The organism is Mesorhizobium sp. AA22 (genome assembly GCF_001672375.2).
GTDB classification, from domain to species: Bacteria; Pseudomonadota; Alphaproteobacteria; order Rhizobiales; family Rhizobiaceae; genus Mesorhizobium; species Mesorhizobium wenxiniae.
The window spans coordinates 5,361,668-5,373,806 of sequence record NZ_CP048406.1; the positions used below are offsets into that span (position 1 = coordinate 5,361,668).

The window sequence follows — 12,139 nt, forward strand, 5'->3', positions numbered from 1 at the left end:
GGGTCACGCGCTAGCGTTTTCGGTTGCGCATCAGCGCTTCGAGATCGCTGTCGCCACCTTCAGGCAGCATCAACCGTACATGCGCGTAGAGATCGCCGTGACCGCCGACTTTTTCCGGCAGGCCCCTGCCCTTCAGCCGCAGGACCTTGTCCGAGCTCGACCAGGCGGGAACATTGACCGCAAGCTTGCCGGTCGGCGTTTCGACCGCCACCTTGGCACCCAGCACGGCATCCGCCAGTGCAACCGGCAGGTCGGCATGGAGGTCGCGGCCTTCGACACGATAGCGCGGATGCCGCCGGAAGTGGATCTTGACCAGCGCGTCGCCCGGCTGCCCCGGCCCTTGCTCGCCCTGGCCTTTCAGCCGGATGGTCTGGCCGTCCTCGACATAGGCTGGCAGCTTGACGGCGACCTTGCGTCCGTCGGGGAACATCGCCGTCACCTTCTCCGCAGTCGCCGCTTCCTCGATGGTGACGTCGAGCGTCACGTTCAGGTCGGCGCCGGACGGCGCCTGCCGGCCGGCGCCCGTGCCGGCACCGCGAGAGAAGGTCTCACCGAAAATCTGGCTGAAGATGTCGCTGTTGCCGTCGAACGGGTCGCCGCCCGGACGGCTTGAGCGAAACTCGAAGCGCGAGCCGCCCGGTCCTTGCTGCCGACGGAAGCCGGCGAACGGATCGGCGCCGCCCGCGGCACCCTCGAAGCCCTGGAAACGCGGCTTGCCGTCGGCGTCGATCTCGCCGCGATCGAAAGCCGCACGGTTCTTCTCGTCGCCGACAATCTCGTAAGCCTGATTGGCTGCGGTAAACCGCTCCTTCGCCTTGGGATCCGGATTCTGGTCCGGATGATACTCCTTGGCGAGTTTGCGGTACGCCGATTTTATGTCCTTGGCCGATGCGTTCTTAGCAACGCCCAGGACCTCATAGGGGTCGCGCATGCTTCCTGCCCTGGAGAAGAGAGTCCACGATTGCCACCTATATGCGCTCGCATAGGAAGAAATTCCAGTGGCGCGCGGTCATATGATGGCGGAAAATCAGAGCGCTTTGAAGTCCTGCATCCTCCAGGCGCCGGCGCCGGCCAGGCACACCTCGCCCTTGAACAGGGCGACGCCGTCGAAGCTTTCGCGCGAGGCGGTGAAGCGGCGGCAAAGCTGGCCGTTGTCCTTGAACTCGGCCAGTTCGGTGATCGAGCCGCGCGAACCGGTATCGGAATTCGCCCAGGGAACGGCCTGCCCGCCAAGTTCCTGGATGTCGACGGAGGACACCGCGTTGCGGATCGTCGCCTGGTCCGAGGCGCGATCCTGATCGATCGGCGAAGCAGAAGCAGGCGTGCTGCTGGTGAGGATCGTACGGTCGACCTCCGCCTGCTCCAAACTGAAGCCACCGGCACCGCAGGCGGCAAGCGGCAAGGCGACTAGCACGATCACGACCTTGACCGCAGCCTGGGCGCTGGCCGAAGCAATAAGGCTCCATTGCCTGCTCTCAATAGGTTGCGCGATGCGCGACAAATCGGCAATCTCCCCAGCCGGCAATAGAATTTGGAAAAACTATGAGCGAAACTGAGTTAACAAGCGGTGACTTTACCGAGGCTGCCGAGCCATTCCGCCTGTTTGCCGCATGGCTCGACGACGCGACGAAGAGCGAGATCAACGATCCCAACGGAGTGGCGCTGGCTACCGTCGATGCCGAGGGCATGCCGAATGTGCGGATGGTGCTGCTCAAGGGGTTCGATGAAAGCGGATTTGTCTTCTATACGAATTTCGAGAGCGCCAAAGGCCGCGAGATTCTTGGCAGCATGAAGGCGGCGATGTGCTTTCACTGGAAATCGCTGCGCCGGCAGGTGCGCGCACGCGGGCCGGTGGAGATCGTTACCGAGGCCGAAGCGGACGCCTATTACGCGACGCGTCCGCGCGGCAGCCGCATCGGCGCTTGGGCCTCGAAACAATCGCGGGCGCTGGAGAGCCGCTTCGCACTGGAAAAAGCCGTTGCCGAATACACGGCGCGCCATGCGATCGGCGAGATCCCACGGCCGAAACACTGGTCGGGCTTCCGTATCGTGCCGCAGACGATCGAGTTCTGGCACGATCGGCCTTTCCGGCTGCACGACCGCCTCGTCTTTTCCCGCAACGCGGAGGGCGGCTGGGACAAGACGAGGCTTTATCCCTAACCTTCAGGCCATCAACTTCTTCGGGAAACGATCGGGATGAAAATGCCCATTATCGGATTGAAGAGTTTTGATCGCAGAATGCTAGGTTATTTCTTCCTGGTCATAAAGGCCATCAAGGCCGCGCGGGCCTCGTCGGATTTGAGCCGCTCGCGGAAATGCTCGCTTTCCTGGCCAATACGGGCAACAAGGTCTTCACGCGAGCCGCGCATCAGGTCACGCGCGATCTTCAGCGCTTGCGGCGGCTTAGCCGCGATTTGACTGGCCGCTGCCAGGACGGAGGCTTCGAGCTCGTTCTCCTCGACCACCGTGTAGATCAGTCCGGCAGCTTTCGCCCGCTCGGCAGAAAAACCTTCACCGAGTCCGAGCAGCGCGAAGGCGCCTTGCCGGCCGAGAATCTGCGGCGCAAGCAGGCTCGATCCCGCCTCGGGGACCAAGCCAAGATCGACGAAGGGCGTGCGGAACATTGTGCGCGGCGTGGCAAAGGTCAGGTCGCAATGCAGGTTGAGCGTGGTGCCGATGCCGACCGCGATGCCATCGACGCCGGAAACCACGGGCTTTTCCGTCCTGGCCAGTGCCATCAGGAAATCCCAGACCTCGGTGCCGCCCTCGCCGCCGGTGGCGACGACCATAAAATCGGCAAGGTCGTTGCCGGACGAGAAGGCGCCTGAAACACCGAAGAAGACATGGACGCGGATCGCCGGATCGGCGTCGCCCTCGGCAAGCGCCGCCGACATTTTCGCATACATGGCGCGCGTCAGCGCGTTCTTCTTGTCCGGACGGTTCATGCGGATGATCTGGATGGCGCCCTGGCGCTCGACGAGGATGTGGTCTGTCACGGGTGATCCTTTGTGAACGTCAGCCTTTTCGTGAAACGGCAACCTTGTGGATGTCAGGCAGAAATCAGTGTCTTGCCCGCAGCGGCAAGGCTTTCGGCGCCGCCGATGACGCGCTCCTTCAGCGCGCCCGCCTCGCCAAGCAGGTTTTCGGCGAAGAAACGGCAAAGGGCGACGCGGCTTTGGTCGGCAAGCGCGCCGCGTGCCAGATAGGCGCCGCCCGCCGCAAGCGAGATCAGCCGCAGATACGGCGTAGCACCGGCCAGCGCCTCGTCTGAGCGCCCATCGGCAAGCAGCCCTTGCAGGAAACGTGTCGCCTGGCCGAGGTCATCGAGCGCCCGGTCGAGACCATCGGCGGTGCGGCCAAAACCCCTGGGATTTGAGGTCCGCACTTGATTGGCGACCGCTTTTAGTTCGGCGATGTAACCATGCACATGCTCGCCACCGCCAAAAGGCAGCTTACGCGCCACCAGGTCGATCGCCTGGATGCCGTTGGTGCCTTCGTAGATCGGCGCGATGCGCGCGTCGCGATAAAGTGCTGCCGCACCCGTCTCCTCGATGAAACCCATGCCGCCATGCACCTGCAGCCCGAGCGAGGCGACCTCGACGCCGACATCGGTGGAAAAGGCCTTGGCCAGCGGCGTCAACAGATTGGCACGCTCCTGCCAATGGGCGGCTTCATCGCCACTGGATATCCGCGCGTGGTCAATGGCATGCGCGCAGGAATAGCTGATGGCGCGCGCAATCTGGGTCAGCGCCTTCATGGTCAGGAGATTACGCTGCACGTCCGGGTGATGGACGATCGGCGCCATGCCGTTGCCATTATAGCTCGCGGCCTTACCTTGCCGGCGGTCATTGGCGTAGGCGAGCGCCTTCTGCGTGGCCGTTTCGGCGACCGCCACGCCCTGCATGCCGACGGCGAGCCGCGCATTGTTCATCATGGTGAACATGCAGGCGAGGCCCTTGTTTTCCTCGCCGATCAGCCAGCCGATTGCGCCGGGCGCCATCCCTTCGAAACCATCGCCATAGATCATGGTGCAGGTCGGCGAGGCGTGGATGCCCAATTTATGCTCCAGCCCGGAGCAGAAGACATCGTTGCGCGCGCCCAGCGCGCCATCGTCGCCGACAAGGAATTTCGGCACCAGGAACAACGAAAGGCCACGTGTCCCGGCCGGCGCATCCGGCAGCCGCGCCAGCACCAGATGGACGATGTTGTCGGTGAAATCGTGCTCGCCATAGGTGATGAAGATCTTTTGCCCGAAGATGCGGTAGGTGCCGTCGCCAGCCGGCTCGGCGCGGGCGCGCAACGCATTCAGGTCCGAGCCCGCCTGTGGCTCGGTCAGGTTCATCGTGCCCATCCATTCGCCGGAGACGAGCTTTTTCAAGTATTTGGCCTTCAGCGCCGGTGAGGCGTGCTTGTCGAGCGCCTCGACCGCGCCCATGGTCAACGTCGGGCCGATGCCGAAGGCCATCGCAGCGGAGTTCCACATATCGAGCGCGGCGACGCCCAGCATGGTCGGCAGCGCCTGGCCGCCGAATTCCTCCGGTGCGGACAGCGCGTTCCAGCCGCCGTCGATCCAGCGGCGATAAAGTTCCTTCCAGCCAGGCGGCATGGTGACGGCCGCACCCTTCAGCACCGCGCCTTGTTCATCGCCGATCTTGTAGAGCGGCGCGACCTCCTCTGTGGCGAAGCGGCCGGCTTCCGCCAGAATGGCGTCGACGATGTCTTCGTCAAGGTCGCCAAAGGTGCCGGCGTCAAGCGTCGGCTTCAGGCCTGCCACATGCTTCAGCGTGAAGGCGATTTCCTCGACCGGTGCCCGGTACATGCTGCTCGCTCCTCTTCTGTCCGGCAGGGCAACTTAAGATCCGTGCCATCTGCTTTTGGGTCACCTCTCCCACCTTCTTTTTACGTAAACGTCAAATTTTGTCACGCGGATTTTGCAATTAGCGCTGTTCACGCTAAAATCGGCAAAAGCCGGACAGCTCGACCGGCGACAGATCAAGAATACCGGATCGGACCGCCCGTGCTCGCCAGACCTGACGCCTATCGCTGCATCGAATGCGGCCTGCCCTATCGAGCGGCAGGTTTTTGGCACCATCGGGGCAAGATCGAGGGCGGCTCCGCCTATTGGTCGGATCGCGGCATTCTGTGTTCGCCGCAATTCTCGCTGGCCCATCATCGCAAACGCGAGGCTGAGGGAACGCTGCCGCAGGCGCCGGCGCCCGACCTGTTCCAGATCCAGCCGCTCTCCCCTCGTTGATGGCCAGCAAAACCATAACCGGCCGAATTGCGGCATTCGCCACGGACCGCCGAAAGCATTTCCTTAACCATGGCGGTTCAGGATCAGGCTTTGGCCAGCAAGGATCTGCTGTTTGAAGCCGCCGGCGCACCCTCTCCGCCGCCTAGGATTCCTCGTCGCGACCGCGATGACGATGGTGTTGGAGCCGACACAAGCCTCGGATTTCTCCGCGCCGTGGAAGGCTGCCGACCGGGCGCTGGTGATCGACGCCTACGAATACAATTCCATCGATTGGGCTGAACTTGCGACCGACAAGCGGATCGTCGGCTTCATCAACAAGGCGTCCGACGGGATGCCGCCAGCCTATTTCTGTTTCGGCGACGAGACCGAGACGCGGCTTTGCAAGACGCTGTGGAAGCGACATGCGGTGGCACAGGAACTGTTCCAGACGCGCAAGGTGGTGGCCAAGGCGCTCGGCCTGAAATGGGGCGCTTACCATCTCGCCCGCCCCGGCAACCCCGTGGGACAGGCCAATAATTTCATCAACTTCGCGAAACCTGGTCCGGATGACCTGCTCGCCCTCGACATCGAGGATGACGACCCCACGAAATGGATGTCGCTCGAGGATGCAGAGGAATTCGTCCGCCATGTGCATCGGCGGCTGGGCCGCTTTCCGGTGCTCTACACCAACGGCAAGACCGCCAGGCACATCGCCGACAACAAGTACAAATACCGGCTCCTGTCGCGGCTGCCGCTCTGGTATGCGCGCTACAAGCCGGACATCGGCGTGCATTTTCCGATGGGCAACTGGCAAGGCTACGCACTCTGGCAGTTCTCGGCAAAAGCCAATTGCGGCCGGTTCCGCTGTCCTTACCGGGTGGCCGGCACGCCGAACGATATCGACGTCAATGTCGCACCGATGGATGCCGCCACATTGCGCGCGCAATGGCCCTTCGGCGGCCTGATCGACGTGCAGCCGGACTACCTTGCCTCGATACCGGTGCCTCTCTCGCGCGAGGCCGGCCTTGCGGGCAATGCCATCACCTACGCCACCGTGGTGGCACCACCGACCTTCACCGAAATGACCGCCATGTTCAGCGCCCGCTGGGCCAAGTTCCGCAGCAGCTTTCAAATGCCTGCTGTGAAGACGTTGCTGCGCCTTCCGCGCGGGATTGCCGAATATGTGGCCTGGACGCGGAACGAAAAGCACTCGGCATCAGCGGTTAAAGCCACGCCCGCCGCCGGCGATCCGGTCAGCACCGCATCAACCGAGTTCGACCATCGCCTGCGCTGAGAGTTGAAAGCCGTTCGGCGTCAGCGCGCCTGCTCGCGCGCGACGGCCTGCCAGCCGATGTCGCGGCGGCAGAAGCCTTGCGGCCAATCGATCTGGTCAAGTGTGGCATAGGCTCGTCTCTGCGCCTCGCCGACCGTGCCGCCGACAGCCGTGACGTCGAGCACACGTCCGCCATTGGCGACCAGCGCGCCGCTGTTGATGGCGGTGCCAGCGTGAAAGATCTCGACGCCATCGCCCGCGGCCTCTTCGACGCCGCGGATGACCGAGCCCTTCTCCGGCGTGCCGGGGTAACCCCTTGCCGCCATCACCACGGTGAGCGCCGCCTCGTCGCGCCAGCGCACGGAGGTATGTGCAAGCTGGCCGTCGGCAGAAGCGTTGAGCAGGACCAGGAGATCGTCCTTCAGCCGCATCATCAGCACCTGGCATTCCGGGTCGCCGAAACGGGTGTTGTATTCGATCAGCTTCGGCCCCTGGCCTGATATCATCAGCCCGGCAAACAGCACGCCGGTAAACGGTGCGCCAAGTTCGGCCATGCCGCGCATGGTTGGCTCGACGATCTCGCGCATGGTCCGGTCGATGATCTCCGGCGTCATCACCGGAGCCGGCGAATAAGCCCCCATACCGCCGGTGTTCGGGCCGATGTCGCCGTCACTGAGGCGCTTGTGATCCTGTGCTGTGCCGAACGGCAACGCGGTGGCGCCGTCGCACAGGCAAAAGAAACTCGCCTCCTCGCCGGTGAGAAACTCCTCGACCACCACCTCGGCGCCGGCCTGTCCGAAAGACCCGTCGAAACAGGCATCGAGTGCGGCCAGCGCCTCGGCCAATGTCATGGCGACGGTGACGCCCTTGCCGGCGGCGAGGCCGTCGGCCTTGATGACGATCGGCGCGCCCATCTTTTCGACATAGGCCCTGGCCGAGGCCAAGTCGCCGAAGCGGCCATAGGCGGCGGTCGGGATGTCGTATTTCCCACAGAGGTCCTTGGTAAAGCCTTTCGAACCTTCCAGCCGCGCCGCCGCCCGGGATGGGCCGAAGACGCGAATGTTCGCGGCGCGGAGGTCGTCGGCAATGCCGGCAACCAGCGGCCCTTCCGGCCCGACCACGACGAGGTCGATGTTTTTCTCCGTGCAGAACCGGGCCACCGCCGCATGATCGGCAATGTCTAACGTCACCAGTTCGGCTTCGTGGCCGATGCCCGGGTTGCCGGGGGCCGCGTAAAGCTTCGTCAGCAGCGGCGAGGCCGCGATCTTCCAGGCCAGCGCATGCTCGCGGCCGCCGGAGCCGATCAACAAAACACGCATGCCCAGATCCCTTGCCATTCCACGATCAGGACTGCGCTATTGCGCCCCGGACGATGGGTCAAGACATTTGGGAGAGTTTGAAGCAATTCCACACGGGAACGAGAATCGGTCGGCCTGCTTGATGCTTGACGGCGTTCGCCACTGCTGCCACTCCAACACTATGGAACCTATCCAATCGAAAGCTGCCCAGGGCCGCGTCGCCGATGCGCCGAGCGGCCACTGGGTCTACCGCATTCTGCCGCGCTGGCTGTGGCCCTATGCGCAGCTTGCCCGGTGGGACCGGCCGATCGGCTGGCAGTTGCTGCTGTGGCCGTGCTGGTGGTCGGCAGCCCTTGCCGCGAGTGCCTATTCACGCCCTACCGATACGCTGTTCTCGCTGCTGCCGACACCTTTGTACCTGCTGCTGTTCCTGATTGGCGCCATCGCCATGCGCGGCGCCGGCTGCACCTATAACGATCTGGTCGACCAGGACATCGACAACCAGGTGGAACGTACGCGCTCACGGCCGCTGCCGGCGGGAAAGGTCACGCGCCGGCAGGCCTGGGCGTTTCTCGTTATCCAGGCACTGATTGGACTCGCTGTGCTTCTGCAGTTCAACGGCTTTGCCATCCTGCTCGGCATCTGCTCGCTCGCCATCGTCGCCATCTACCCATTCATGAAGCGGTACACCAACTGGCCGCAACTGGTTCTCGGCCTTGCTTTTTCCTGGGGTGCGCTGATGGGATGGGCGGTCGAGTTCGGCGATCTCGACGGCCCGCCCGTCATGCTCTATATCGGCTCAAGCCTGTGGGTGATCGGCTATGATACGATCTATGCGCATCAGGACAAGGAGGACGACGCCATCGTCGGCGTGCGCTCGACCGCACGCCTGTTCGGCGACAACACCAAGGCCTGGCTCGTCGGGCTTTATGGCGGGGCGCTGGTCTGCTTCGCCATCGCCTTCGCGTCGGCGCAGGCGCCCGTGCCGGCGCTGGCCGGACTGATCGCCGCCGGAGCGCATATGGCGCGGCAAATCGCAGTGCTGGACATCGACGATCCGGACCAGTGCATGCTCTTGTTCAGATCGAACACCCAGGTCGGCTGGCTGATCTTCCTTGGCCTGATCGGCGGCGCGCTGTGGGTGGCGTTGAAGCCGCTGGTGTAGCTATCCGCGCGAAATGATCTCCTGGCCGCCAATCACCAGCCTGAGGCCGAGATCGCCGGCCCTGCGACGGGCGAGGAAGCGCGGACGACGCGTGGTCGAAACCCGACCCTTGCGGCGGCTCTGCGCCGGCAATGTCTTGATGGCGGCGCCAAGCGATTCCTCCAGCGTGCGGGCGATGCCGTCTGATTCGATCAGAAGCATCGGCAGACGGTAGGCATCGGCCCAGGCACGCCAGTCGGCGGCGACATCCTCGAGATCGTCGGCCACTAGCAGCGGCACCGACAGCATCGGATCATTGTGCAGAAGCTCCAGCGTCACCGTGACATTGCCATCCGGATCCTCCATCGCGCGGGCGGCCACGCCACGAAACGCGTTGGCGGGCAGAGCGATGAACGCCGGCAGGCCGCTCATCTCCAGCATGCGGCGAATGACGGCGCCACGGTGGTCGATGGTGAAGGTAACGTCGCCATAATCGTCGCGCGTGGCGTAACTCACCACCTGCGGCAGGCGGAATGGGTCGAGGCGCATGTTGCGCCCGGCCCAGACTGGCTTCAGTCCAGTGTTCATATTGTGCCTTTCCTGTCTCTCCTGAGAGCCGGTCTTCCGGTTCTCCGGGCCGGTTTTTCCAGCCTCGTTGTGGGGAAACAATTAGCGCGGGCTTCTTATCGCAGCGCTTAAGAAAGTCGGTTAAATTTTGCTGATCTCGAGGGGATGGTTATCGGAATGCAACCATTCACAAGACGTCGAAAGGATCAGATAACCTTACCGGGATTCATGATGCCGGCCGGGTCGAAGGCCGCCTTCACCCTGCGCATCAAATCGATCGCCATCGGCGGCGCTGTCGCGATCAATTCATCCCGCTTCAGCTGGCCAATGCCATGCTCGGCCGAGATCGAGCCGTGAAAGCTGCGCACGACATCGTGCACGGCCTTGTTCATGGCGTGATAGAGCCCGAGAAACGCTTCGTCATCGCCGCCGACCGGCCGGGAGATATTGTAGTGGAGATTGCCGTCGCCCATATGGCCGAAACACACCTCGCGCGCACCGGGGCTGACCGATTGAACGGCGCCGGCCGCCTTTTCGATGAATTGCGGGATGGCCGCCACCGGCACAGAGATGTCGTGCTTGATCGAGGCGCCTTCGGGCTTCTGCGCCTCGGGCAGCACCTCGCGGAAATTCCAAAAGGCATCGCCCTGCGCGATGCTCGCCGCAATCACTGCATCGCCGACGATCCCCTGCTCGAGGCCGGCTGAGAGCACCTCCTCGATCAAGGCCCTCGCATCCTCCGCCGAGCGCCCCGACGAGATCTGCATCAGCACATACCACGGCCAATCCCCGGACAGCGGCCGCACGACGCCTGGCGCGTGCAGAAGCGTAAAATCGTAGGGTCTCTGGCCGATCAGTTCGAAAGCGGTGAGTGCAGCGCCGGCGCGATCCATCGCCAGGCTGAACAGGGACAGTGCCGCCTCCGGCGAGGATAGGCCGGCAAAGGCCACCTCGCGCCCCTTGGGCTTGGGGAAAAGCTTGAGCACGGCGGCGGTGATGACGCCGAGCGTGCCTTCAGCGCCGACAAACAGGTCCTTCAGATCGTAGCCGGTGTTGTCCTTCTTCAGCTTGCGCAGATCGTCGAACACCTCGCCGGTCGGCAGCACCACTTCGACGCCGAGGCAGAGCTCACGCGCATTGCCATAGGCAAGCACGCCGGTGCCACCGGCATTGGAAGAGAGATTGCCGCCGATCTGGCAGGAGCCCTGCGCGGCAAGCGACAGCGGAAACAGCCGGTCGGCGGCGTCGGCCGCTTCCTGCAGCGTCTGCAGGATGACACCGGCCTCGACGGTGATGGTGTTGGAGAGGAGGTCGATCTCACGGATGCGGTTCAGCCGCGACAGCGACAGCACGATCTCGCGGCCGGACATATCCGGCACCTGCGCGCCAACCAGCCCGGTGTTGCCGCTTTGCGGCACGACCGGCGTTCCCGTCTCGGTCGCCAGCCGCATGATGCGGCTAACCTCGTCGACGCTGCCCGGCCTCAGCACCAGCGCCGTTCGGCCATGCCAAAGGCCGCGCCTTTCTATGAGATAAGGCGCGATATCCTGCTGGTCCCGAAGCGCGTATTTGTCGCCGACGATTGCCGCAAAGCGGTCGATGAGGGCGAGGTCGATATCCCGGGATATGTCGTTCATAGGTGGAAACTATGGTGGCCAATCGATCTTGTCACGAGGGGCGGCAGCGCGCGAAAGTCGGTCGTTGATCGCCTCGCCCAGCCCGTCGAACGGAATCGGCTCGACGGCGATTGTCTTGGCGCCGCTGCGATCGAGATCCTGCATGTGGGCAAAAAGGTTGGCCGCGGCTTCGCGCAGGTCGCCGGTCTCCGACAGGTTGCGCAAAGCGGCAGCACCTTGCCAGCCTTCGGCACGGCGGGGGCCGAACGCCAGCAAGGCTTCGCCCTTTGCGACTTTTGCGGCGTTGACCCGCACCGCAGCACCCGGCGCGTAATGCGAGGCGAGCATGCCCGGCGCCTCGATACCCGTCGCACCGCGCGACAGCGTCGTGCCGGCGACCGCTTCAATTTCCTCGGCGGCAATGCCTCCCGGTCGCAGCAGCCGCAGCTTTCTGTCCTCGATCTTGACGATCGTCGATTCGAGCCCGACGGACGTTGCGCCGCCATCGACCACCAGCTTGATTTTTGCACCGAGATCCGCCGCCACTGCCTTGGCTGTCGTGGCGCTGATCTTGCCTGAGGAATTGGCGCTGGGCGCTGCGAGCGGGCGTCCGAGCCTGGCGATCAGTTCGCCGCCAAAGCCTTTCGGCATGCGCAGCGCGATCGTATCCAGCCCGGCGGTGACCAGCGGATGAATGCCGTTGCCGGGCCGCTGCGGCAGCACCATCGTCAGCGGTCCCGGCCAGAATGTCTGCGCCAGTCTTTTCGACAGGGAATCGAACAGCGCGATGTGCTCGGCCATCGCCAGATCGGCAACATGGGCGATCAGCGGGTTGAAGCGCGGCCGGCCCTTGACCTCGAAGATGCGCGCCACGCCGACGCCATCGGTGGCGTCGGCGGCCAGCCCGTAGACGGTTTCCGTCGGAATGGCGACGACATCACCGCCTTCGAGCAGCGCCAGCGCCCGCTCCATCGCCTCGCCGGCGGCAAGTATCTCAGCCACTCTCAT

General features: G+C 63.9%; 12 protein-coding genes. 4 read left to right on the plus strand and 8 right to left on the minus strand.

The window, feature by feature from the left end:
* Positions 1 to 10: 10 nt before the first annotated feature.
* Both A9K68_RS25625 and A9K68_RS25630 read right to left on the minus strand, forming a co-directional pair.
* Positions 11 to 931 carry a DnaJ C-terminal domain-containing protein gene (locus tag A9K68_RS25625; RefSeq protein ID WP_065006206.1) on the minus strand — a complete coding sequence of 307 codons (921 nt, stop codon included), beginning with the start codon at positions 929 to 931 and terminating at the stop codon, positions 11 to 13.
* Positions 932 to 1,027: 96 nt separating this feature from the next.
* The gene (locus A9K68_RS25630) at positions 1,028 to 1,501 is read right to left on the minus strand and encodes an RT0821/Lpp0805 family surface protein (RefSeq protein ID WP_065006304.1); all 474 of its coding nucleotides are present in this window, start codon (positions 1,499 to 1,501) and stop codon (positions 1,028 to 1,030) included.
* A 41-nt stretch (positions 1,502 to 1,542) separates the two neighbouring features.
* Between A9K68_RS25630 and pdxH the strand changes: the two genes are divergently transcribed.
* The gene (gene pdxH / locus A9K68_RS25635; RefSeq protein ID WP_065006205.1) at positions 1,543 to 2,160 is read left to right on the plus strand and encodes a pyridoxamine 5'-phosphate oxidase; all 618 of its coding nucleotides are present in this window, start codon (positions 1,543 to 1,545) and stop codon (positions 2,158 to 2,160) included.
* Between the two features lie 86 nt (positions 2,161 to 2,246).
* On the opposite strand, the gene A9K68_RS25640 is transcribed toward pdxH, so the two are convergent.
* Positions 2,247 to 2,996 (minus strand): crotonase/enoyl-CoA hydratase family protein, encoded by a 750-nt coding sequence (locus A9K68_RS25640; RefSeq protein ID WP_065006204.1) that lies wholly within the window; start codon positions 2,994 to 2,996, stop codon positions 2,247 to 2,249.
* A 53-nt stretch (positions 2,997 to 3,049) separates the two neighbouring features.
* Positions 3,050 to 4,819, minus strand: coding sequence for an acyl-CoA dehydrogenase (locus tag A9K68_RS25645; protein ID WP_065006203.1), 1,770 nt, complete (start codon positions 4,817 to 4,819; stop codon positions 3,050 to 3,052).
* A gap of 198 nt (positions 4,820 to 5,017) precedes the next feature.
* Here A9K68_RS25645 and A9K68_RS25650 point away from each other — a divergent pair, with 198 nt between their 5' ends.
* Together A9K68_RS25650 and A9K68_RS25655 are read left to right on the plus strand one after the other, a co-directional pair.
* A complete protein-coding gene (locus A9K68_RS25650; RefSeq protein WP_065006202.1) occupies positions 5,018 to 5,254 on the plus strand; it encodes a hypothetical protein in 237 nt (78 codons plus the stop codon).
* A 172-nt stretch (positions 5,255 to 5,426) separates the two neighbouring features.
* Positions 5,427 to 6,527, plus strand: a complete 1,101-nt coding sequence (locus A9K68_RS25655; protein WP_246811430.1) for a GH25 family lysozyme — start codon at positions 5,427 to 5,429, stop codon at positions 6,525 to 6,527.
* Positions 6,528 to 6,547: 20 nt separating this feature from the next.
* On the opposite strand, the gene purD is transcribed toward A9K68_RS25655, so the two are convergent.
* Positions 6,548 to 7,825 (minus strand): phosphoribosylamine--glycine ligase, encoded by a 1,278-nt coding sequence (gene purD, locus A9K68_RS25660; RefSeq protein WP_065006303.1) that lies wholly within the window; start codon positions 7,823 to 7,825, stop codon positions 6,548 to 6,550.
* A gap of 160 nt (positions 7,826 to 7,985) precedes the next feature.
* Between purD and ubiA the strand changes: the two genes are divergently transcribed.
* Positions 7,986 to 8,969 carry a 4-hydroxybenzoate octaprenyltransferase gene (gene ubiA / locus A9K68_RS25665; RefSeq protein ID WP_065006200.1) on the plus strand — a complete coding sequence of 328 codons (984 nt, stop codon included), beginning with the start codon at positions 7,986 to 7,988 and terminating at the stop codon, positions 8,967 to 8,969.
* On the opposite strand, the gene A9K68_RS25670 is transcribed toward ubiA, so the two are convergent.
* The 3 genes from A9K68_RS25670 to A9K68_RS25680 form a co-directional block, all read right to left on the minus strand.
* Positions 8,970 to 9,536, minus strand: coding sequence for a DUF6101 family protein (locus tag A9K68_RS25670; RefSeq protein WP_065006199.1), 567 nt, complete (start codon positions 9,534 to 9,536; stop codon positions 8,970 to 8,972).
* A gap of 185 nt (positions 9,537 to 9,721) precedes the next feature.
* Positions 9,722 to 11,152, minus strand: a complete 1,431-nt coding sequence (locus A9K68_RS25675) for an FAD-binding oxidoreductase (protein ID WP_065006198.1) — start codon at positions 11,150 to 11,152, stop codon at positions 9,722 to 9,724.
* A gap of 9 nt (positions 11,153 to 11,161) precedes the next feature.
* Positions 11,162 to 12,133, minus strand: a complete 972-nt coding sequence (locus A9K68_RS25680; RefSeq protein WP_065006302.1) for an L-threonylcarbamoyladenylate synthase — start codon at positions 12,131 to 12,133, stop codon at positions 11,162 to 11,164.
* Positions 12,134 to 12,139 lie beyond the last annotated feature (6 nt).

Coding starts and splice junctions, on each gene's coding strand:
- A9K68_RS25625 (WP_065006206.1), bottom strand. CDS start 931: ATGCGCGACCCCTATGAGGTCCTGGGCGTTGCTAAGAACGCATCGGCC.
- pdxH (WP_065006205.1), top strand. CDS start 1,543: ATGAGCGAAACTGAGTTAACAAGCGGTGACTTTACCGAGGCTGCCGAG.
- A9K68_RS25645 (WP_065006203.1), bottom strand. CDS start 4,819: ATGTACCGGGCACCGGTCGAGGAAATCGCCTTCACGCTGAAGCATGTG.
- A9K68_RS25655 (WP_246811430.1), top strand. CDS start 5,427: ATGGTGTTGGAGCCGACACAAGCCTCGGATTTCTCCGCGCCGTGGAAG.
- purD (WP_065006303.1), bottom strand. CDS start 7,825: ATGCGTGTTTTGTTGATCGGCTCCGGCGGCCGCGAGCATGCGCTGGCC.
- ubiA (WP_065006200.1), top strand. CDS start 7,986: ATGGAACCTATCCAATCGAAAGCTGCCCAGGGCCGCGTCGCCGATGCG.
- A9K68_RS25670 (WP_065006199.1), bottom strand. CDS start 9,536: ATGAACACTGGACTGAAGCCAGTCTGGGCCGGGCGCAACATGCGCCTC.
- A9K68_RS25675 (WP_065006198.1), bottom strand. CDS start 11,152: ATGAACGACATATCCCGGGATATCGACCTCGCCCTCATCGACCGCTTT.